Origin of the sequence: Serratia nevei (genome assembly GCF_037948395.1) — a bacterium.
Classification (GTDB): Bacteria; Pseudomonadota; Gammaproteobacteria; order Enterobacterales; family Enterobacteriaceae; genus Serratia; species Serratia nevei.
The window spans coordinates 242,279-264,497 of record NZ_CP149940.1; the positions used below are offsets into that span (position 1 = coordinate 242,279).

The following is a 22,219-nucleotide window of genomic DNA, read 5'->3' on the forward strand; positions in this document are numbered from 1 at the left end:
TAGAGAAAGGGGGACGGCAACGTCCCCTGAATCGATCGGTAGGCTTACTTTCTTAAACGCACGCTTTCAACGGCGTGGTTAGCGCTTTTGGTCATGATCAGGCTGGCTCTCTCGCGCGTAGGCAGTATATTCTGCTGCAAATTCAATCCGTTAATTTCATTCCACAATTGCGTGGCGATATTAATCGCTTCCGGTTCCGGCAATTTTGAATAGTGATGGAAATAAGAATCGGGATTGGAAAATGCGCCCTGACGGAATTTCAGGAAGCGATTGATATACCAGCTTTGCAATAGCGTCTCCGGGGCATCAACATATATAGAGAAGTCGACAAAATCGGAAACGAATACGCGATGCGGATCGTGGGGGTAATCCATACCGCTTTGCAATACGTTAAGCCCTTCCAGGATCAGAATATCCGGCTGCTCGATGACTTTATTGCCCTCGGGCACAACGTCATAGATCAAATGGGAATAAACCGGGGCGGTGACGCGTTTGGCGCCGGATTTCACTTCCGACACGAATTTCACCAGGCTATGCATATCGTAAGACTGCGGGAAGCCTTTTTTCTTCATCAGGCCGCGTTCGTTCAGCACCTTATTTGGATGCAAGAAACCGTCGGTCGTGATCAGCTCAACGCTGCGGTGTTCCGGCCAGCGGCTCAGCAGTGCCTGCAACAAGCGCGCTGTTGTGCTCTTACCGACGGCTACGCTGCCGGCGATGCCGATGACATAGGGAATTTTTTGCCCGTCGGTGCCGAGGAATTGCTCCAGTACCGCCTGCCGCCGCAGGTTGGAGCTGATATAGAAGTTCAACAGTCGTGACAGCGGCAGATAAATCTGCGCAACTTCTTCCAACGAGAGATCTTCGTTAATCCCTTTCAGTTTAACGATCTCTTCTTCCGACAACGTCAGCGGCACCGAATCTCTCAACGCAGCCCATTGGGTACGATCGAACTGTAGGTAGGGCGTTGCTAAAGATTGATCTCTTTTTATCATAAGCCAAATTCTGCCTGTTAACGCAGGTTGGGAAAGGCGCCGGACGCCAGCTCCAGAGAATAAACAAGCTGCATATTATAGACAGCTTCGTTTTTGGCGTAGACTTTTTTCGCAAAAGTTGTCGATAGGCAGCAGTTTATGTCAATTGTGCGAAGCGGCGCGCAGTTGATAAAGCGGGGTTGCAAGGCGGTATCATCGGGGCCGGATACCGCCTGAAGGCTAGCTGGCGATGGCGCGCGAAGGTTGGTTCACGGCGAACAGGCGTTTGTAATAAATAACGGTTGGATGGTAATGCCCATCGGGCCCTGCCGCATAATCCGGTAGCTCGCCCAAACAGCGATAACCCAGGCTGCGATAAAGCGCTTCTGCTGCCGAACCGGCCTGCGTATCCAGGTACAATAGCCCGCGCTGCTGTTGCAGTGCCGCGTGCTCCAGTGACTTCATCAGCGCCTGACCTACGCCGTTTCGGCGAGCGCGGCTATGCACCAACAGCTTCACTACCTCCGCACGATTACGGCCGTTCGGCTTCTGGCAGAGCTCGAGTTGCACGGTGCCAACGACGCCGCGCTCGTCACGGGCAATCCACAGCAGCAGTTCACCTTTGGCCAAGGCCGGCCGCAGACTGTGGAAGTAGCTTTCGGCGTCTTCGTGAGGGATTAAGGTGTCGTAACCGACAGAAGCGCCGTGCGTGACGGCATCGGTCAACAGGCGGGCCAATTCATCGCGGTAAATCGGCAGCGTAGCGGCGTTGATAGGCACTATTTTCATCGGTCATTCCTCCTGGGATGGGGGTAATGAAGAGAAGCAATAAATGAGCCACAGCGGCGAAAGGCATGGCGACGGCAAAAGGGCGAGGGATCAGTGTAGCCCACGCCGCAGTTCGGGGCAGGTATCCCCTTTTTGGTGCATCGATCCCGCTCACAGTTTACCTGCGCGGGTTAAGTGTTTTGAGAAGCCCGACACGGAGAAAGCGGCGCTCAAGGCTTGCAAAAAGTGGATAAAATTGTAGAGAATGATTGCCGCGAGTGATGAATGTTTGCACGCCGCAGGCTGCGAATTGCATGACAGCATGCAAAATTGACTGATTTATGAGCGAAAGTGCGCGTAAAGCAATTTTTTTGTTGCATAGGTCGCCCGCTCTACCTAGAATGCGCTGCACTTGATGCCGGCTTAGCTCAGTAGGTAGAGCAACTGACTTGTAATCAGTAGGTCACCAGTTCGATTCCGGTAGCCGGCACCATTCAAGTCACAAGTAGTTAAAATCTGGTGGGGTTCCCGAGCGGCCAAAGGGAGCAGACTGTAAATCTGCCGTCACAGACTTCGAAGGTTCGAATCCTTCCCCCACCACCAAATCTTGCCTTCGGCGATTAACTGAGATGCGATAGATACCGCAACGGTTGATGGCGGGAGGAGAGGGCGAAAGCCTTCGGCAAGGTTCGAGCTGTGCAGCGCAAGGCGCAGCCGGCCCGAAGGATGCGAGCCGAGTGATGAACAATCCTGCTCCATCCCAAAATTCTACAGAAAAATCAGGTAGCCGAGTTCCAGGATGCGGGCATCGTATAATGGCTATTACCTCAGCCTTCCAAGCTGATGATGTGGGTTCGATTCCCACTGCCCGCTCCAAGATGTGCTGATATAGCTCAGTTGGTAGAGCGCACCCTTGGTAAGGGTGAGGTCGGCAGTTCGAATCTGCCTATCAGCACCACTTCTTAATTTCTCGCCCCCTGATTTTCTTTCTGTTCTGGATTCAACGAGCAAATGCTTGGTTGATGTGGTGATACCACCGATTTATCCGTGTCTTAGAGGGACAATCGATGTCTAAAGAAAAGTTTGAACGTACAAAACCGCACGTTAACGTCGGTACTATCGGCCACGTTGACCACGGTAAAACTACCCTGACTGCAGCGATCACTACCGTACTGGCTAAAACCTACGGCGGTTCTGCACGTGCTTTCGACCAGATCGATAACGCGCCAGAAGAAAAAGCTCGTGGTATCACCATCAACACCTCTCACGTTGAGTATGACACCCCGACTCGTCACTACGCGCACGTTGACTGCCCAGGGCACGCCGACTACGTGAAAAACATGATCACCGGTGCTGCTCAGATGGACGGCGCGATCTTGGTAGTAGCTGCGACTGACGGCCCAATGCCTCAGACCCGTGAGCACATCCTGCTGGGTCGTCAGGTTGGCGTTCCTTTCATCATCGTATTCATGAACAAATGCGACATGGTTGATGATGAAGAGCTGCTGGAACTGGTAGAAATGGAAGTTCGCGAACTGCTGTCCGCGTACGACTTCCCAGGCGACGACCTGCCAGTAATCCGCGGTTCCGCGCTGAAAGCGCTGGAAGGCGAAGCTGAGTGGGAAGCGAAAATCATCGAACTGGCTGAAGCCCTGGACAGCTACATCCCAGAGCCAGAGCGTGCTATCGACAAGCCGTTCCTGCTGCCAATCGAAGACGTATTCTCCATCTCCGGTCGTGGTACCGTTGTTACCGGTCGTGTTGAGCGCGGTATCATCAAAGTTGGCGAAGAAGTTGAAATCGTTGGTATCAAAGACACCGTTAAGTCTACCTGTACTGGCGTTGAAATGTTCCGCAAACTGCTGGACGAAGGCCGTGCTGGTGAGAACGTAGGTGTTCTGCTGCGTGGTATCAAACGTGAAGAAATCGAACGTGGTCAGGTACTGGCGAAGCCAGGCTCTATCAAGCCGCACACCCAGTTCGAATCTGAAGTGTACATCCTGAGCAAAGATGAAGGTGGTCGTCACACGCCATTCTTCAAAGGCTACCGTCCACAGTTCTACTTCCGTACCACTGACGTGACCGGTACCATCGAACTGCCAGAAGGCGTAGAGATGGTAATGCCTGGCGACAACGTGAACATGGTTGTCACCCTGATTCACCCAATCGCGATGGACGACGGTCTGCGTTTCGCAATCCGTGAAGGCGGCCGTACCGTTGGCGCAGGTGTTGTTGCTAAAGTTATCGCTTAATCGCTGATAAAGTTTGACGCGACACGCGGTAAAAGGGCATCATTTGATGCCCTTTTTCTACGCTGTGAACTAGAACCTATCTCATCAGCGATTTTGCAGTCATAATCATTGGTGAGATGGGCTCTTAAACCGTATTGACTGAAATACGTCATAGCGTAAAACACCGGGATAGCGCTGAAGCGGTATCCGATCGGTTTGGTTTGCCTCGCAATGCGAGGCAAAGTTGTTTGTTCTGAATCATCATTGTGACAGGTTGGTTTATGAGTGCGAATACCGAGGCTCAAGGGAGCGGACGCGGCCTGGAAGCGGCAAAGTGGCTGATCGTCGCCGTTCTGTTGGTTGTGGCTATTGTCGGTAACTATTACTACCGTGATTTAAGCCTGCCATTGCGCGCGCTGGCAGTTGTGCTGATCATCGCCGTTGCAGGTGCAGTGGCTCTGATGACCACCAAAGGCAAAGCCACCGTTGCGTTTGCCCGCGAAGCGCGTACCGAAGTACGTAAAGTGATTTGGCCAACTCGTCAGGAAACGCTACACACCACGTTGATCGTTGCCGCGGTAACCGCCGTGATGTCACTGATTCTGTGGGGGCTGGATGGTATTCTGGTCCGTCTGGTGTCGTTTATTACTGGCCTGAGGTTCTAAAATGTCTGAAGCTCCAAAAAAACGTTGGTACGTCGTTCAGGCGTTTTCCGGTTTTGAAGGTCGCGTAGCACAATCGCTGCGTGAACACATCAAACTGCACGATATGGAAGAGCTGTTCGGCGAAGTGATGGTGCCTACGGAGGAAGTGGTTGAAATCCGTGGCGGCCAGCGTCGCAAGAGCGAGCGTAAGTTCTTCCCTGGCTACGTGCTGGTGCAGATGGTGATGAATGACGCCAGCTGGCACCTGGTGCGCAGCGTACCGCGCGTCATGGGGTTCATCGGCGGGACGTCTGACCGTCCTGCGCCAATCAGCGATAAAGAAGTTGATGCGATCATGAACCGCCTGCAGCAGGTTGGTGACAAGCCGCGTCCGAAAACGCTGTTCGAACCGGGCGAGCTGGTGCGCGTCAACGACGGCCCGTTTGCCGATTTCAACGGTGTGGTCGAAGAAGTCGATTACGAGAAGAGCCGCCTGAAAGTTTCCGTTTCCATCTTTGGCCGTGCAACGCCGGTGGAACTGGACTTCAGCCAGGTTGAGAAAGGCTGATCGAATAATCAGCAATGAGTGGCGCGTTGCCGCTTGTCAAAGGCGCGAAATTGAACTACAATTTCGCGCCTTTTGTTTTTAGATGCCTTGCCTGATGCATGTTGGGCGGGGTGAAACACGGGGAGCCTCTTACGAGGCGATACTACCCAAACCGAGGAAATTTAAATGGCTAAGAAAGTACAAGCCTACGTCAAGCTGCAAGTTGCAGCTGGTATGGCGAACCCGAGCCCACCAGTGGGTCCAGCTCTGGGTCAGCAGGGCGTTAACATCATGGAATTCTGTAAGGCATTCAACGCTAAGACTGACAGCGTTGAAAAAGGTCTGCCGATTCCGGTTGTTATCACCGTTTATTCTGATCGCTCCTTCACTTTCGTTACCAAAACCCCGCCAGCAGCAGTTCTGCTGAAAAAAGCGGCTGGTATCAAGTCTGGTTCCGGTAAGCCGAACAAAGACAAAGTAGGTAAAGTGACCCGTGCTCAGGTACGTGAAATCGCAGAAACCAAAGCTGCGGACATGACTGGTTCTGACGTTGAAGCGATGACTCGCTCCATCGAAGGTACCGCTCGTTCCATGGGCCTGGTAGTGGAGGATTAAGAGATGGCTAAGCTGACCAAGCGCATGCGCGTGATCCGTGACAAAGTTGATGCTACTAAACAGTATGACATCACTGAAGCTGTTGCTCTGCTGAAAGAGCTGGCCACCGCTAAATTCGTAGAAAGCGTTGACGTTGCCGTTAACCTCGGCATCGACGCTCGTAAATCTGACCAAAACGTTCGTGGCGCTACCGTTCTGCCACACGGCACCGGTCGTTCCGTTCGCGTTGCCGTATTTGCCCAAGGCGCTAACGCTGAAGCAGCGAAAGCTGCCGGCGCAGAGCTGGTAGGTATGGACGATCTGGCTGACCAGATCAAGAAAGGCGAAATGAACTTCGACGTTGTTATTGCTTCCCCGGATGCAATGCGCGTTGTTGGTCAACTGGGCCAGATCCTGGGTCCACGCGGCCTGATGCCAAACCCGAAAGTGGGTACCGTTACTCCGAACGTTGCTGAAGCAGTGAAAAACGCTAAAGCAGGTCAGGTTCGCTACCGTAACGACAAAAACGGCATCATCCATACCACTATCGGTAAGGTTGATTTCGACGCAGACAAACTGAAAGAAAACCTGGAAGCCCTGCTGGTTGCGCTGAAAAAAGCAAAACCTTCTCAGGCGAAAGGCATGTACATCAAGAAAGTTAGCCTCTCCACCACCATGGGTGCTGGCGTTGCTATCGATCAGAGCGGTCTGTCTGCTGCAGCGAACTAATCGCATTTGCGATTATCGCTTTGACTTGGGGCCAAGATTTGTCTAGAATCTTATGCCCCAAGGTTTTGCTATTGGCTATGCCGTAGGCAAAACAAAGATTTTTCGGTTGGAGCCTGGCCTATCCAGGCCTCCGTCCAAGACCGCAGGTGTATCGCAAGATACTTAATCCTTCCTGCGTAGACGGTGACAGAGCCTAAGAAAATTTTTCTTTTTTATAAAAGAATGTCTTTGCTGGATTCTGCTCACCGTGTTAAGCCGCTCGGCGTGGCGTTTTACAAAGCGCCGAGTGAAGTGAGTTCCGGGGGATTTTCCCCGGCTAATCCAGGAGCAAAAAGCTAATGGCATTAAATCTTCAAGACAAACAAGCGATTGTTGCTGAAGTCAGCGAAGTAGCCAAAGGCGCGCTGTCTGCGGTTGTTGCGGATTCCCGCGGCGTTACCGTAGATAAAATGACTGAACTGCGTAAAGCAGGTCGTGAAGCTGGCGTTTACATGCGTGTTGTTCGCAACACCCTGATGCGTCGCGTAGTTGAAGGCACTCCATTCGAATGCCTGAAAGACACGTTTGTCGGTCCAACCTTGATTGCATTCTCTCACGAACACCCGGGCGCTGCTGCTCGTCTGTTCAAAGAGTTCGCGAAAGCGAATGCAAAATTCGAGGTTAAAGCTGCGGCCTTTGAAGGTGAGCTGATCCCAGCGGCGCAAATCGACCGCCTGGCGACGCTGCCAACTTACGAAGAAGCGATCGCACGCCTGATGGCAACCATGAAAGAAGCCGCTGCCGGCAAACTGGTTCGCACTCTGGCTGCAGTACGCGATCAGAAAGAAGCGGCGTAAGCCACTCTTTCTTAGCCTTTGCTAACGTATTTAAACTATTTCTGAATTTTAGGAACAATTGTTATGTCTATCACTAAAGACCAAATCCTGGAAGCAGTTGCCGCTATGTCCGTAATGGACGTTGTTGAACTGGTTTCCGCTATGGAAGAAAAATTCGGCGTTTCTGCTGCTGCTGCTGTAGCTGTTGCTGCTGGCCCAGCTGAAGCTGCTGAAGAGAAAACTGAATTCGACGTTATCCTGAAAGCTGCAGGCGCTAACAAAGTTGCTGTTATCAAAGCAGTACGTGGCGCTACCGGCCTGGGTCTGAAAGAAGCTAAAGACCTGGTTGAATCTGCTCCAGCCGCTCTGAAAGAAGGCGTGAGCAAAGATGACGCAGAAGCTCTGAAAAAATCTCTGGAAGAAGCTGGCGCAGAAGTTGAAGTTAAATAAGCCAACCTTTCCGGTTGCAGCCTAGTCTTTTAGGCTGATGGCTGGTGACTTTTTAGTCACCAGCCTTTTTGCGCTGTAGGGCGCCAGTAGCGTTTCACACTGTTTGGCTGCTGGTTTCGCCTCCCAATGTTTGTTTCTATTGACGACTTAATATACCGCGGTCTTTGCACTACCAGGAGTTCTGGGGGAAGACGCGATGAAATGGTTTAAGCGTGATAGCAAGAGACATTGCGGAAAGTGTTCCCGCTTTCCGGTCGACAAAACGGTGTTGCATGAACTGTCCCTAATCGGACGGACAGATTGGGTCACTGATCAGCGAGCTGAGGAACCCTATGGTTTACTCCTATACCGAGAAAAAACGTATTCGTAAGGATTTTGGTAAACGTCCACAAGTGCTGGACATACCATATCTCCTTTCTATCCAGCTTGACTCGTTCCAGAAGTTTATCGAGCAAGATCCAGAAGGGCAGTACGGCCTTGAAGCCGCATTCCGTTCTGTTTTCCCTATCCAGAGCTACAGTGGCAATTCGGAGCTGCAATACGTTAGCTACCGTCTTGGTGAGCCGGTCTTCGACGTCAAAGAGTGCCAGATCCGTGGTGTGACGTTCTCTGCACCGCTGCGCGTAAAACTGCGCCTGGTTATCTATGAGCGCGAAGCGCCTGAAGGTACGGTCAAAGACATCAAGGAACAAGAAGTCTACATGGGCGAAATTCCGCTCATGACCGAAAACGGCACCTTTGTGATCAACGGTACTGAGAGGGTTATCGTATCTCAGTTGCACCGTAGTCCTGGCGTATTCTTCGACAGCGATAAGGGTAAAACCCACTCCTCGGGTAAAGTGCTGTACAACGCACGCATCATCCCTTACCGCGGTTCATGGTTGGACTTCGAGTTCGATCCGAAAGACAACCTGTTCGTGCGTATCGACCGTCGCCGCAAACTGCCTGCGACCATCATTCTGCGCGCGCTGAACTACACCACTGAACAGATCCTCGACCTGTTCTTTGACAAGATCGTCTTCGAAATCCGCGACAACAAGCTGCAGATGGAGCTGGTGCCAGAGCGCCTGCGTGGTGAGACCGCTTCGTTCGACATCGAAGCCAACGGCAAGATCTACGTAGAGAAAGGCCGTCGCATCACCGCTCGTCATATCCGTCAGCTGGAAAAAGACGACATTCAGAGCATTGAAGTACCGGTAGAGTACATCGCGGGCAAAGTGGTCGCGAAAGACTATATCGATACCAATACCGGCGAACTGATCTGCGCAGCCAACATGGAGCTGTCGCTGGATCTGCTGGCCAAGCTGAGCCAGTCCGGCCACAAGCGCATCGAAACGCTGTTCACCAACGATCTGGATCACGGCGCGTACATCTCTGAAACGCTGCGTGTCGATCCGACCAACGATCGTCTGAGCTCGCTGGTAGAAATCTACCGCATGATGCGCCCTGGTGAGCCGCCAACGCGCGAAGCTGCCGAAAGCCTGTTCGAGAACCTGTTCTTCTCCGAAGACCGCTACGATCTGTCCGCGGTGGGTCGCATGAAGTTCAACCGTTCTCTGCTGCGCGACGAGATCGAAGGTTCGGGCATCTTGAGCAAAGACGACATCATCGAAGTGATGAAGAAGCTCATCGATATCCGTAACGGCAAGGGCGAAGTGGACGATATCGACCACTTGGGCAACCGTCGTATCCGCTCCGTCGGCGAAATGGCCGAGAACCAGTTCCGCGTAGGTCTGGTGCGTGTTGAGCGTGCGGTGAAAGAGCGTCTGTCTCTGGGCGATCTGGATACCCTGATGCCTCAAGACATGATCAACGCCAAGCCGATTTCGGCGGCGGTGAAAGAGTTCTTCGGTTCCAGCCAGCTGTCCCAGTTCATGGACCAGAACAACCCGCTGTCCGAGATCACGCACAAGCGTCGTATCTCCGCACTGGGCCCGGGTGGTCTGACCCGTGAGCGCGCCGGCTTTGAAGTTCGAGACGTACACCCGACCCACTACGGTCGCGTGTGCCCAATCGAAACGCCGGAAGGTCCAAACATCGGTCTGATCAACTCCCTGTCCGTGTACGCACAGACTAACGAGTATGGCTTCCTGGAAACCCCGTACCGCCGCGTGCGTGACGGCGTGGTGACCGATGAAATCAACTACCTGTCTGCTATTGAAGAAGGCAACTTCGTTATCGCCCAGGCGAACTCCAACCTGGATGAAGAAGGCCGCTTCGTAGAAGACCTGGTCACCTGTCGTAGCAAAGGCGAATCAAGCCTGTTCAGCCGCGACCAGGTTGACTACATGGACGTATCCACCCAACAGGTTGTTTCCGTTGGTGCTTCACTGATTCCATTCCTGGAACACGATGACGCCAACCGTGCATTGATGGGTGCGAACATGCAACGTCAGGCCGTACCAACCCTGCGCGCTGACAAGCCGCTGGTCGGTACCGGTATGGAACGCGCTGTAGCGGTTGACTCCGGCGTAACCGCCGTTGCCAAACGCGGCGGTGTGATCCAGTACGTGGATGCTTCCCGTATCGTTATCAAAGTTAACGAAGACGAGATGTACCCGGGCGAAGCAGGTATCGATATTTACAACCTGACCAAGTACACCCGTTCTAACCAGAACACCTGCATCAACCAGATGCCGTGTGTGAATCTGGGTGAGCCAATCGAGCGCGGCGACGTGCTGGCGGATGGCCCATCGACAGACCTGGGCGAACTGGCACTGGGCCAGAACATGCGCGTAGCGTTCATGCCTTGGAACGGCTACAACTTCGAAGACTCCATCTTGGTCTCCGAGCGCGTGGTGCAGGAAGATCGCTTCACCACCATCCACATTCAGGAACTGGCGTGCGTGTCTCGCGACACCAAGCTGGGGCCTGAAGAGATCACCGCCGACATCCCTAACGTGGGTGAAGCTGCGCTCTCCAAGCTGGATGAATCCGGTATCGTGTATATCGGTGCTGAAGTGACCGGCGGTGACATTCTGGTCGGTAAGGTAACGCCTAAAGGCGAAACCCAACTGACGCCGGAAGAGAAGCTGCTGCGTGCGATCTTCGGTGAGAAAGCGTCTGACGTTAAAGACTCTTCTCTGCGTGTACCGAACGGCGTTTCCGGTACGGTTATCGACGTGCAGGTCTTCACCCGCGATGGCGTGGAAAAAGACAAGCGTGCGTTGGAAATCGAAGAGATGCAGCTGAAGCAGGCGAAGAAAGACCTGACGGAAGAACTGCAGATCCTGGAAGCCGGCCTGTTTGCACGTATCCACGCGGTGCTGGTTGCCGGTGGCATCGAAGCCGACAAGCTGAGCAAGCTGCCGCGCGATCGCTGGCTGGAACTGGGCCTGACCGACGAAGAGAAGCAAAACCAGCTGGAGCAGCTGGCTGAGCAGTACGACGAACTGAAATCTGACTTCGAGAAGAAGCTGGAAGCCAAGCGTCGTAAGATCACTCAGGGCGACGATCTGGCGCCGGGCGTGCTGAAAATCGTCAAGGTTTATCTGGCCGTTAAGCGTCAGATCCAACCGGGTGACAAGATGGCGGGCCGCCACGGTAACAAGGGTGTTATCTCCAAGATCAACCCGATCGAAGATATGCCTTACGATGAAAACGGCACGCCGGTAGACATCGTACTGAACCCGCTGGGCGTACCATCACGTATGAACATCGGTCAGATCCTGGAAACCCACCTGGGTATGGCTGCGAAAGGCATCGGTGAGAAAATCAACCAGATGCTGAAGCAGCAGCAGGAAGTGGCCAAGCTGCGTGAGTTCATCCAGAAGGCCTACGATCTGGGCGACGACGTTTGCCAGAAAGTTGACCTGAACACCTTCAGCGACGACGAAGTGCTGCGTCTGGCAGAGAACCTGAAAAAAGGTATGCCGATCGCAACGCCGGTGTTTGACGGTGCGAAAGAGACTGAAATCAAGAAGCTGCTGGAAATGGGCGGTATCCCGACCTCCGGTCAGATCACGCTGTTCGATGGCCGTACCGGTGAGCAATTCGAGCGCCAGGTTACTGTCGGCTATATGTACATGCTGAAACTGAACCACTTGGTTGACGATAAAATGCACGCCCGTTCAACCGGTTCTTACAGCTTGGTTACTCAGCAACCTCTGGGTGGTAAAGCGCAGTTCGGTGGTCAACGCTTCGGTGAGATGGAAGTGTGGGCACTGGAAGCATACGGCGCGGCTTATACCCTGCAGGAAATGCTCACCGTTAAGTCGGATGACGTTAACGGCCGTACCAAGATGTACAAAAACATCGTGGATGGCGACCACCGGATGGAGCCAGGCATGCCGGAATCCTTCAACGTACTGTTGAAAGAAATCCGCTCGCTCGGCATCAACATCGAACTGGAAGACGAGTAATCGTCACTCCGGCTCAGGCTCCCCGCCTAAGGGAGCCTGAGGGTGGTTGTTCAGGTCACACGGGTACCTACTGCGGTTGTGGGTACCCAACAGGTTTAACTCCGACAGGAGCCAATCCGTGAAAGACTTATTGAAGTTTCTGAAAGCGCAAACTAAGACCGAAGAGTTTGATGCGATCAAGATTGCTCTGGCCTCGCCAGACATGATCCGTTCGTGGTCGTTCGGTGAAGTTAAGAAGCCGGAAACCATTAACTACCGTACGTTCAAACCAGAGCGTGACGGCCTTTTCTGCGCCCGTATCTTCGGGCCGGTAAAAGATTACGAGTGCCTGTGCGGTAAGTACAAGCGCTTGAAACACCGCGGCGTGATCTGTGAGAAGTGCGGCGTTGAAGTGACCCAGACCAAAGTGCGTCGTGAGCGCATGGGCCACATCGAGCTGGCTTCGCCGACCGCGCACATCTGGTTCCTGAAATCGCTGCCATCCCGCATCGGTTTGCTGCTGGATATGCCGCTGCGTGACATCGAACGCGTACTGTACTTCGAATCCTATGTGGTGGTCGAAGGCGGTATGACCAACCTCGAGCGCCGTCAGATCCTGACCGAAGAGCAGTATCTGGACGCGCTGGAAGAGTTCGGTGACGAATTCGACGCCAAGATGGGTGCGGAAGCTATTCAGGCCCTGTTGAAAAACATGGATCTGGAAGCCGAGTGCGAGCAGCTGCGTGAAGAGCTGAACGAAACCAACTCCGAAACCAAGCGCAAGAAGCTGACCAAGCGTATCAAGCTGCTGGAAGCGTTCGTACAGTCTGGCAACAAGCCGGAGTGGATGATCCTGACCGTGCTGCCGGTACTGCCGCCGGATCTGCGCCCGCTGGTTCCGCTGGATGGCGGTCGTTTCGCGACCTCGGATCTGAACGATCTGTATCGCCGCGTGATCAACCGTAACAACCGTCTGAAACGCCTGCTGGATCTGGCTGCGCCTGACATCATCGTGCGCAACGAAAAGCGTATGCTGCAAGAAGCGGTAGACGCCCTGCTGGATAACGGCCGTCGCGGTCGTGCCATCACCGGTTCCAACAAACGTCCTCTGAAATCTTTGGCCGACATGATCAAAGGTAAGCAGGGTCGTTTCCGTCAGAACCTGCTCGGTAAACGCGTTGACTACTCCGGCCGTTCCGTAATCACCGTAGGTCCATACCTGCGTCTGCATCAGTGCGGTCTGCCTAAGAAGATGGCGCTGGAGCTGTTCAAACCGTTCATCTACGGCAAGTTGGAGCTGCGTGGCCTGGCCACCACCATCAAAGCCGCCAAGAAAATGGTTGAGCGTGAAGAAGCCGTCGTTTGGGATATCCTGGACGAAGTGATCCGCGAACACCCGGTACTGCTGAACCGTGCACCAACCCTGCACCGTTTGGGTATCCAGGCGTTTGAACCGGTTCTGATCGAAGGTAAAGCGATCCAGCTGCACCCGCTGGTTTGTGCGGCCTATAACGCCGACTTCGATGGTGACCAGATGGCTGTTCACGTACCGCTGACGCTGGAAGCCCAGCTGGAAGCGCGTGCGCTGATGATGTCCACCAACAACATCCTGTCCCCAGCGAACGGCGAGCCAATCATCGTTCCTTCTCAGGACGTTGTACTGGGTCTGTACTACATGACCCGCGACTGTGTTAACGCCAAGGGCGAAGGCATGGTGCTGAACGGTTCCAAAGAAGCTGAGCGTGTTTACCGCGCCGGCCTGGCGTCTCTGCATGCGCGCGTTAAAGTGCGTATCACCGAAGACGTCAAAAACGCCGAAGGCGAATGGACTTCTCAGACCAGCATCATCGACACCACCATCGGCCGCGCCATCCTGTGGATGATCGTACCGAAAGGTCTGCCGTACTCGATCGTTAACCAGCCTTTGGGCAAGAAAGCGATCTCCAAGATGCTGAACACCTGTTACCGCATCCTGGGCCTGAAGCCGACCGTTATCTTTGCTGACCAGATCATGTACACCGGTTTTGCTTACGCAGCCCGTTCCGGCGCTTCCGTAGGTATCGACGACATGGTTATCCCGGCCAAGAAAGCGGAGATCATCGAAGAAGCGGAAACCGAAGTTGCCGAGATCCAGGAGCAGTTCCAGTCTGGTCTGGTTACCGCCGGCGAACGCTACAACAAAGTGATCGATATCTGGGCTGCAGCGAACGAACGCGTTGCGAAAGCGATGATGGAAAACCTGTCGGTAGAAGACGTGGTTAACCGTGACGGCGAAGTGGAACAGCAAGTTTCCTTCAACAGCATCTTTATGATGGCCGACTCCGGTGCGCGTGGTTCCGCCGCTCAGATTCGTCAGCTGGCCGGTATGCGTGGTCTGATGGCGAAGCCGGACGGCTCCATCATCGAAACGCCAATCACCGCGAACTTCCGTGAAGGTCTGAACGTACTCCAGTACTTCATCTCCACCCACGGTGCTCGTAAAGGTCTGGCGGATACCGCACTGAAAACCGCGAACTCCGGTTATCTGACCCGTCGTCTGGTTGACGTGGCGCAGGATCTGGTTGTGACCGAAGACGACTGTGGCACCCACGACGGCATCCTGATGACTCCGGTTATCGAAGGTGGCGACGTGAAAGAGCCGCTGCGTGAACGCGTTCTGGGCCGTGTGACGGCAGAAGACGTCCTCAAGCCGGGTACGGCGGACATTCTGGTGCCACGCAACACCCTGCTGAACGAGAAGGCGTGTGACCTGTTGGAAGAGAACTCTGTCGACAGCGTTAAAGTCCGTTCCGTGGTGAGCTGTGAAACCGACTTTGGTGTGTGTGCAAACTGCTACGGTCGCGACCTGGCACGTGGCCACATCATCAACAAAGGTGAAGCCATCGGCGTTATCGCGGCACAGTCCATCGGTGAGCCGGGTACACAGCTGACGATGCGTACGTTCCACATCGGTGGTGCGGCATCTCGTGCGGCTGCTGAATCCAGCATCCAGGTGAAAAACAAGGGTAGCCTCAAGCTGAGCAACGCGAAGTTCGTTATGAACGCCGCAGGCAAGCTGGTGATCACCTCGCGTAACACCGAACTGAAACTGATCGACGAATTCGGCCGTACCAAAGAAAGCTACAAGGTGCCTTACGGTGCCGTGATGGGCAAAGGCGACGGTGAAGAAGTTAACGGCGGCGAAACCGTTGCTAACTGGGATCCGCACACCATGCCGGTCATCAGTGAAGTCAGCGGCTTCATTCGCTTCGCGGACATGGTTGACGGCCAGACCATTACTCGCCAGACCGACGAACTGACCGGTTTGTCTTCTCTGGTCGTTCTGGACAGCGCAGAGCGTACCGGTAGCGGTAAAGACCTGCGTCCGGCACTGAAAATCGTTGACGCTCAGGGCGAAGACGTATTGATCCCAGGCACCGATATGCCTGCTCAATACTTCCTGCCGGGCAAAGCGATCGTTCAGCTGGAAGACGGCATTCAGATCGGTGCGGGTGATACCCTGGCACGTATTCCTCAGGAATCCGGCGGTACCAAGGATATTACCGGTGGTCTGCCGCGCGTTGCCGACCTGTTCGAAGCACGCCGTCCGAAAGAGCCGGCAATCCTGGCTGAAATCAGCGGGATTATCTCGTTCGGTAAAGAGACCAAAGGCAAACGTCGCCTGGTGATCTCTCCGCTGGACGGCAGCGACGCTTACGAAGAGATGATTCCGAAATGGCGTCAGCTCAACGTGTTCGAAGGCGAAGTGGTGGAACGTGGTGACGTCGTTTCCGACGGCCCAGAGTCTCCGCACGACATTCTGCGTCTGCGTGGTGTGCATGCGGTTACCCGCTACATCACCAACGAAGTGCAGGAAGTTTACCGTCTGCAAGGCGTTAAGATTAACGATAAGCACATCGAAGTTATCGTTCGTCAGATGCTGCGTAAAGGCACCATCGTTAGCGCTGGTGGCTCCGAGTTCCTGGAAGGCGAGCAGGCTGAAGTGTCTCGCGTCAAGATTGCCAACCGTCAGCTGGAAGCTGAAGGTAAAATCGCGGCAACCTTCTCGCGCGATCTGCTGGGTATCACCAAGGCTTCCTTGGCGACCGAGTCCTTCATCTCCGCTGCATCGTTCCAGGAAACGACGCGCGTTCTGACCGAAGCTGCCGTAGCCGGCAAGCGTGATGAACTGCGTGGCCTGAAAGAGAACGTCATCGTGGGCCGTCTGATTCCAGCCGGTACCGGTTACGCTTATCATCAGGATCGCATGCGTCGTCGTGCTCAGGGTGAAGCGCCGGTTGTTCCGCAAGTCAGCGCGGAAGAAGCGACGGCTAACCTGGCCGAGCTGCTCAACGCAGGCCTGGGCGGCAGCGACGACGAGTAATCGTCATCCGCGCCGCGGGCCCGGTATGCCGGGCCCATCGCCAGATAAACCGCTCCTTTGGGGGCGGTTTTTTTTCGCCTCATGCCGGGGCCGAGCAAACTTTGCTACTATGGTTACAGCAGAAATTGACCGGCGATTTTTACCAGACAACCAAGGACAGTGCGAACATGGACAGCCTCATTACCTTCGAAAAATTGACGGCGCAACACCTGCCTTACCTGTATGAGATCCGCTTTTCCGTTGAAGAAAACCTGCTGCACCCGCATCAGATCCAGTACCTGCAGCGCAAACAGGCGCTGGAGGACATCAACCAGGGCGGCGGCTGGATCTGCAAGCATGGCGACGACTATGCCGGCGTTGGCTTCGGGCTATTCATCCCTGAACCGCTGATCGGCGGTCTGTTCGTGAAGCCGGAATACCAGTCGAAGGGGATCGGCTCCGCCTTGCTGGCCCGGATCACTCACTGGATGTTTGAGCACGGCGCCGAAGCGATCCACTTAACCACCGATCCTGGCTCCAAAGCCGAAGGCTTTTATCAACATCACGGCTGGGCCGTGGTCGGGCAGGATGAGTTCGGCCAGGCCGAACTGGTGAAACGTAAAGAGGGTGAATAATGACAATCAAAGGATTGATGACGTTACTGCTGCTTTCGCTGTTCAGCGCACCGCTGTATGCGGCCGTTGACTATTTTTACCTGAAACCGCTCGACGGCGAGAAGATCAAGATAACCCGGCAGATGCTGGAGGCGATGCCGGCGTACACGATTAAAACCTCGACCAATTTCACCCCGGAAGATACGTTCACCGGCGTTGAGTTTGCCGAGCTGGTGAAAGCCTATCACCTGAAAGGTCAGTCGGTGCGCGCTTTCGCCTGGGACGATTACTCCTACTCGATGCCGATTGACGAGATGATTAAATACCGCGTGATCGTCGCCTATCAGCGCGGTGGCAAGCCGATCGACGTTGGGGAGCTGGGGCCGTTCGCCATTATTTATCCACGCGATGGCTACGCCGAGCTGAATAACCTGGATGTGAATGCGAAAACCGTCTGGCAAGTTAAACGGCTGGAGCTGAAATAAGATGAGCAAAAAACTGATCGGTACTCTTATCGCGTTGGTTGCCATCTTCTCCTTATTGATTTTGTTGATTGCCATTAACTTCGGCGGCGTAAAAGAGCGCTACAAGCAAATCGAGCCCAATCTGGACAACTACTCGGTGGCCGAGATCCTTTTTCTGGCGTTTGAAAGGACCAAAACCGCGCTGCTGCTCAGTGAAAACAACGACTACGACGCCTTCCAGATCAAAAAGAAAATCTTCTACTCGAAGATTCAGATCCTGGAGAGCCGTTCGACCTTCAGCGACTCTTTTTATTACGACGACGAGTTCATCAAGAATGTTGCGCTGCTGAAGCAGCAGTACCGCACGTTGGACGATCTCTCCGCCGGCTTGCTGGTGGGGCAGAAAAACAAGGCGGACATTCTCTCTTATATGGATGATATCGAGGGTACGCTGGTCGATATCCAGGAGATTATTTATCGGATACAGATTAAAAACTTTACCGAAGTGAAAGGCATCATTCAGGACAATTCGAGTAAAGCCGAGATGTTCGCCATCTTTTCGCTGATTTTGGTGTTCCTGATGATGTTTCTGGTGCTGAGGAATGCCTTCTCGTTGAAAGAGATCATCAAGAACAAGAACATCTTCATTTCTTCCATCTACCACGAGATCGCCGGCTCGACCCAGGCCATCGTCATTGCCGCAGATATCATGGAACACGAGCTGGCGCAGGAAGAGTTGAAAAAAGAAGCCCGCCTGATCTCCTATCACGGTAATAAGATCGCCGAACAAACGCGCGAGGTAATGGATTATTCTCGGCTTGAGATGGGAGAAGTTAAAATCAATATTTCCACCTTCCGGTTGAATGAGGTGGTGGACGATGCCGTAACCGGCATCGGCGCCGGGCGCGGCAATCGCCTCGTGATTCACCGTTCGTCTTATGCCGGCCTGATTGCTTCTGATAAATACAAGCTCTACCGAATATTGGCCAACCTGCTCAGCAACGCGGACAAATTTACCCATCGGGGCGTGGTTACCCTCAATGTGAAGCTGTGCCACGGCAATCTGTATTTGCGGGTGAAAGATACCGGCATCGGGTTTAACGTCGATAACCTGGATCGGTTATATAAGGCATTCAATCAGGGGGTGGAAAGGGAAACGCGGCAGGGGTTGGGGCTGGGGCTGACCATTATCAAAAATTACGTCACGACGATGAAAGGCACCATTAAAGCCAAATCCGTCGAAGGAGTGGGCTCATCGTTTTTGATCCGCATCCCGGTCAAACTAATTAAAGAATAGGTTGGACAGCAGCAGCGAGGAGATAATCAGCGGCTTGGTCGGTTTTTCCACCAGGTGTACGTCATAGTGCAGGATCATATCGCCGATGTTTTTCTCGTAGTGATTCAGCTGGCCGGTCAGAATAATAATGCGGGCGTGCGGATCGAGAACGTCTTTAATTTTTTTCACGACGCGTTCGGAGGTCTCGCCGAAGTCCAACAGCCAGTCCAGAATAAACGCCTCAAAGGACTGCTGTTCCAGCGCGGCCAGCATGGCGTCCGCCGTCTGAAAGGTCTCAGTCTCGATGCCGTATCGGCTGGCGATCTTCTTCAACAGTTCGAGAATATCGCCGTCATTATCCAGGATCGCGATACGCGGGGCCGGCAGAAAGTCTATCTTGTTGACTTTGTACAGCGGAGCATCGGCGGCATGTTCCCGATTGGTGCTGATGATGAAAAGATCGTCTTTTTTGTAGGCGTAGGTTTCGTCGCTGTCCGCTTGCGTGACCGGGCACTCGTCGACCTCTATGTTGCAGCGCTTGTGAATGCTGTTCATGATAAAGACGCCGTTATGCGTCCTTTGGCCGGCAAAGGGCTCGTTGAAGTACTGGAAAACCTTTTTGACTTCATCGAGGGTGATACCTCTTTTGCCATCCAGTTTCTGTTTGGCGCTGTTGTACTGAAGGTTCAGTATGTTGGCCATCGTGGAGGCATGCTTTCTGTCGCCAACTCCTTTCAGAGTGAGCAACGCGCTGATTGCATCGATGTAATTTGGCGTTTTCTTCATGACAACCTTGGCTTTTTTGATGTTGACCGCAAGCGCTGAAAAACCTGCGCAAGAACCCGTGCTGGATTATAGATGATGCCCCGGAGCTTGCGGCGATATCAGTTTGATTTTCCTTGGCAAACTCAGAACACACTCGATACTAAATAAAAAAACACTCAAAAGACATTCACATTTAACCGTTTATGTGGTTAATTAGCGCACATACTGTGTGATTCGCGTCCTGGGGGGGTGCCAGTCTCACAAAATAAACCGCCTGCTCTTGTCCGTAAGCAGGGAGCAGGCGGCAAAAAGATCCGCGGCCAACACCAGGGCCATTGGCAGCACCGGGGATGACGACTCGAACCTCTCTTCGTCGCTGTACCTTCTTTTTTCCTCTTTCCCCACTTTTCTGCCGCAACAGCGTCCTATGAGTCTCACCGCTGAGTGAGTGCCGAGCACCGCTAGGCCACAGTCCTTTAGCCGACAAGACAACCTGTCCGTACGCCCTTACAGGCCGCGATACGCCATATGCGCGTTGCCGCAGGCGAGGGCCCGGCGTCGCGCAAGAGAATCTCCGGCGCGATCCGGGATGGGATAAGGCGGGGCCATCGAGAGGGAGACGGCCCCGGCCGGCGCCGGGTTTGGCGGTCGGCAAGGTCACTATAGCCGGCGGGTCTGCCGGCACCAGCGCCACCGTTCGGCATTGCGCGGCCGTTCCAGCGTTTTCTTCACGCGGCGGTAAACGTTGCCGCTTATTGCGCGCTGCGTCCCAGATAATCGTCCCAGTCTTTCCACACCGGCTGCAGCCCGGCATTGCTGATAGCCTCGGCGACCTGCTGCGGCGTGCGGCCGTCGTGCGGCTCGAACTGTTCCAATTCCGGCGGTACGTCGTCGGCATAGCCGCCGGGCTGCGTCTTGGATCCGGCGCTGACGCTGTTGATCGCCACCGGGATCATATGATCGCGGAAGTACGGCGACTCACGCGTAGACAGCGACAGCTCAACGTCCGGCGCGAACAGCCGGAAGGCGCAGATCAGCTGCACCAGCTGAGGCTCGCTCATGATCGACGCCGGCTCAATGCCGCCGGCGCAGGGGCGCAGACGCGGGAACGAGATCGAGTAGCGGCTCTGCCAGTAGGCTTGCTGCAGGTAGAACAGATGTTCCGCCAGCAGGTAGCAGTCGGTGCGCCAACTGTTGGATAGGCCGATCAACGCGCCGAGGCCGATCTTGTCGATCCCGGCGCGCCCCAGGCGATCCGGCGTGGCCAGACGCCAATGGAAATCCTGCTTCTGGCCGCGCAAATGGTGCTGCAGATAGGTGGCCGGATGGTAGGTTTCCTGATAGACCAGCACGCCGTCCAGGCCCAGCGTTTTCAGTTCGGCGTACTCGTCCTGCGCCAGCGGCTGCACTTCCATCATCAGCGAGCTGAAGTGGCGGCGGATTGCCGGGATGTGCTGACGGAAATAGTCCATGCCGACCTTGGTCTGATGCTCGCCGGTGACCAGCAACAGGTGTTCGAACCCCAGCGCCTTGATGGCTTCGCACTCGCGTGCGATCTCCGCCGCATCGAGCGTTTTGCGCTTGATGCGGTTGCTCATCGAAAAACCGCAATAGGTACAGTCGTTGGCACACAGGTTAGAGAGGTACAGCGGCACATAGAAGCTGACGACGTTGCCGAAGCGCTGACGGGTCAGCTGCTGCGCGCGCTGCGCCAGCGGTTCCAGATACGGCGCGGCGGCTGGGGAGATCAGCGCCATAAAGTCGTCACGCGTCAGTTTGTCGGCGTTCAACGCGCGTTCCACGTCGCGTGCGGTTTTGCCGTTGATGCGCAGCGTAATGTCGTCCCAATCCAGCTGTTGCCAGCGGCTACTGAAATCGTCGCCCATCACTGTGCCTCCTCTGGCTGGCTGAGGAAGGCGGTCAGCGGGCTGGAGGCGGCTGCACCGCGCTGGCTAGCGCCCAATCCGGCGCTGCGCGCCAGCTCGCCGGCCTCCAGCGCCAGGCGAAACGCCCGCGCCATTTGCACTGGGTCGCGCGCCACGGCGATGGCGGTATTCACCAGCACCGCGTCGGCGCCCAGTTCCATCGCTTCCAGCGCGTGGCTCGGCGCGCCGATGCCGGCGTCGACCACCACCGGCACCTTGGCCTGCTCGATGATGATCTCGAGGAAGTCACGGGTGCGCAGACCGCGGTTGGAGCCGATAGGGGCGCCGAGCGGCATCACCGCCGCGCAACCCACCTCTTCCAGCCGTTTGCACAGCACCGGATCGGCGCCGCAGTAGGGCAGCACCACAAAACCGTCTTTCACCAGCGTTTCCGCCGCCTTAAGCGTTTCTATCGGATCCGGCAGCAGGTATTTCACATCGGGATGGATCTCCAGCTTCACCCAGTGGGTGCCGAGCGCTTCACGCGCCAGCCGGGCGGCGAACACCGCTTCGGCGGCGGTTTTGGCGCCGGAGGTGTTGGGCAGCAGCCGGGCGCCCAACTGCTGCAGCGGCGCCAAAATGGCGTCGTTGCCGCCGCGCAGATCGACGCGCTTCATGGCCATGGTCACCAGCTGTGAGCCGGAGGCCGCCAGCGCCTCCAGCATTAACGCCGGGGTGGCGAACTTGCCGGTGCCGGTGAACAGGCGCGAGGTAAAAGTGGTATCGGCGATTTTCAGCATG

Annotated in this window: 17 protein-coding genes, 4 tRNA genes and 1 other RNA gene; 17 read left to right on the top strand and 5 right to left on the bottom strand. The window is 54.9% G+C overall.

Going from position 1 to position 22,219, the window contains the following annotated elements; translation table 11 throughout:
* Positions 1–44: 44 nt before the first annotated feature.
* Positions 45–995, bottom strand: coding sequence for a type I pantothenate kinase (gene coaA, locus V8N38_RS01110; RefSeq protein ID WP_033636718.1), 951 nt, complete (start codon positions 993–995; stop codon positions 45–47).
* A gap of 219 nt (positions 996–1,214) precedes the next feature.
* The gene (locus tag V8N38_RS01115; RefSeq protein ID WP_060441478.1) at positions 1,215–1,763 is read right to left on the bottom strand and encodes a GNAT family N-acetyltransferase; all 549 of its coding nucleotides are present in this window, start codon (positions 1,761–1,763) and stop codon (positions 1,215–1,217) included.
* A 396-nt stretch (positions 1,764–2,159) separates the two neighbouring features.
* Here V8N38_RS01115 and V8N38_RS01120 point away from each other — a divergent pair.
* From V8N38_RS01120 to V8N38_RS01200, 17 genes are all read left to right on the top strand, one after another.
* Positions 2,160–2,235 (top strand) — tRNA-Thr (locus V8N38_RS01120).
* 25 nt (positions 2,236–2,260) lie between these two features.
* Positions 2,261–2,345: transfer RNA gene (locus tag V8N38_RS01125), tRNA-Tyr, on the top strand.
* A gap of 46 nt (positions 2,346–2,391) precedes the next feature.
* Positions 2,392–2,507, top strand: a non-coding RNA gene (locus V8N38_RS01130) — RtT sRNA.
* 36 nt (positions 2,508–2,543) lie between these two features.
* A tRNA-Gly gene (locus tag V8N38_RS01135) sits at positions 2,544–2,618 on the top strand.
* A 6-nt stretch (positions 2,619–2,624) separates the two neighbouring features.
* Positions 2,625–2,700: transfer RNA gene (locus tag V8N38_RS01140), tRNA-Thr, on the top strand.
* A gap of 109 nt (positions 2,701–2,809) precedes the next feature.
* Positions 2,810–3,994: an elongation factor Tu gene (tuf, locus tag V8N38_RS01145; RefSeq protein ID WP_015376315.1), complete on the top strand. Its 1,185-nt coding sequence runs from the start codon at positions 2,810–2,812 to the stop codon at positions 3,992–3,994.
* Positions 3,995–4,254: 260 nt separating this feature from the next.
* The gene (secE, locus tag V8N38_RS01150) at positions 4,255–4,638 is read left to right on the top strand and encodes a preprotein translocase subunit SecE (RefSeq protein WP_004929916.1); all 384 of its coding nucleotides are present in this window, start codon (positions 4,255–4,257) and stop codon (positions 4,636–4,638) included.
* Between the two features lies 1 nt (position 4,639).
* Positions 4,640–5,185 (top strand): transcription termination/antitermination protein NusG, encoded by a 546-nt coding sequence (gene nusG, locus V8N38_RS01155; RefSeq protein ID WP_004929914.1) that lies wholly within the window; start codon positions 4,640–4,642, stop codon positions 5,183–5,185.
* A gap of 165 nt (positions 5,186–5,350) precedes the next feature.
* Entirely contained in the window at positions 5,351–5,779 is a 429-nt protein-coding gene (gene rplK / locus V8N38_RS01160; RefSeq protein WP_015376316.1) for a 50S ribosomal protein L11, read from the top strand.
* Positions 5,780–5,782: 3 nt separating this feature from the next.
* Entirely contained in the window at positions 5,783–6,487 is a 705-nt protein-coding gene (rplA, locus tag V8N38_RS01165) for a 50S ribosomal protein L1 (protein ID WP_019456443.1), read from the top strand.
* A gap of 338 nt (positions 6,488–6,825) precedes the next feature.
* Entirely contained in the window at positions 6,826–7,323 is a 498-nt protein-coding gene (rplJ, locus tag V8N38_RS01170) for a 50S ribosomal protein L10 (protein ID WP_004929905.1), read from the top strand.
* A gap of 63 nt (positions 7,324–7,386) precedes the next feature.
* A complete protein-coding gene (rplL, locus tag V8N38_RS01175) occupies positions 7,387–7,752 on the top strand; it encodes a 50S ribosomal protein L7/L12 (RefSeq protein ID WP_004929903.1) in 366 nt (121 codons plus the stop codon).
* 332 nt (positions 7,753–8,084) lie between these two features.
* Positions 8,085–12,113: a DNA-directed RNA polymerase subunit beta gene (gene rpoB / locus V8N38_RS01180; RefSeq protein ID WP_004929900.1), complete on the top strand. Its 4,029-nt coding sequence runs from the start codon at positions 8,085–8,087 to the stop codon at positions 12,111–12,113.
* A 118-nt stretch (positions 12,114–12,231) separates the two neighbouring features.
* Positions 12,232–16,455, top strand: a complete 4,224-nt coding sequence (rpoC, locus tag V8N38_RS01185) for a DNA-directed RNA polymerase subunit beta' (RefSeq protein ID WP_047729347.1) — start codon at positions 12,232–12,234, stop codon at positions 16,453–16,455.
* A 167-nt stretch (positions 16,456–16,622) separates the two neighbouring features.
* On the top strand, positions 16,623–17,069 hold the full coding sequence (locus tag V8N38_RS01190; protein WP_049195592.1) for a GNAT family N-acetyltransferase: 447 nt from the start codon (positions 16,623–16,625) through the stop codon (positions 17,067–17,069).
* Positions 17,069–17,533 carry an oxidoreductase gene (locus V8N38_RS01195; RefSeq protein WP_147840462.1) on the top strand — a complete coding sequence of 155 codons (465 nt, stop codon included), beginning with the start codon at positions 17,069–17,071 and terminating at the stop codon, positions 17,531–17,533. The genes V8N38_RS01190 and V8N38_RS01195 overlap by 1 nt, the downstream gene beginning before the upstream one ends.
* A 1-nt stretch (position 17,534) precedes the next feature.
* Positions 17,535–18,809 (top strand): sensor histidine kinase, encoded by a 1,275-nt coding sequence (locus tag V8N38_RS01200; RefSeq protein WP_089186687.1) that lies wholly within the window; start codon positions 17,535–17,537, stop codon positions 18,807–18,809.
* Here the strand turns inward: V8N38_RS01200 and V8N38_RS01205 are convergent.
* The 3 genes from V8N38_RS01205 to V8N38_RS01215 form a co-directional block, all read right to left on the bottom strand.
* A complete protein-coding gene (locus V8N38_RS01205; protein WP_060441480.1) occupies positions 18,795–19,490 on the bottom strand; it encodes a response regulator in 696 nt (231 codons plus the stop codon). The genes V8N38_RS01200 and V8N38_RS01205 overlap by 15 nt on opposite strands.
* Before the next feature lie 815 nt (positions 19,491–20,305).
* The gene (gene thiH, locus V8N38_RS01210) at positions 20,306–21,439 is read right to left on the bottom strand and encodes a 2-iminoacetate synthase ThiH (protein WP_147840461.1); all 1,134 of its coding nucleotides are present in this window, start codon (positions 21,437–21,439) and stop codon (positions 20,306–20,308) included.
* Positions 21,439–22,218: a thiazole synthase gene (locus V8N38_RS01215; protein WP_060442885.1), complete on the bottom strand. Its 780-nt coding sequence runs from the start codon at positions 22,216–22,218 to the stop codon at positions 21,439–21,441. The genes thiH and V8N38_RS01215 overlap by 1 nt, the downstream gene beginning before the upstream one ends.
* Between the last annotated feature and the right edge of the window lies 1 nt (position 22,219).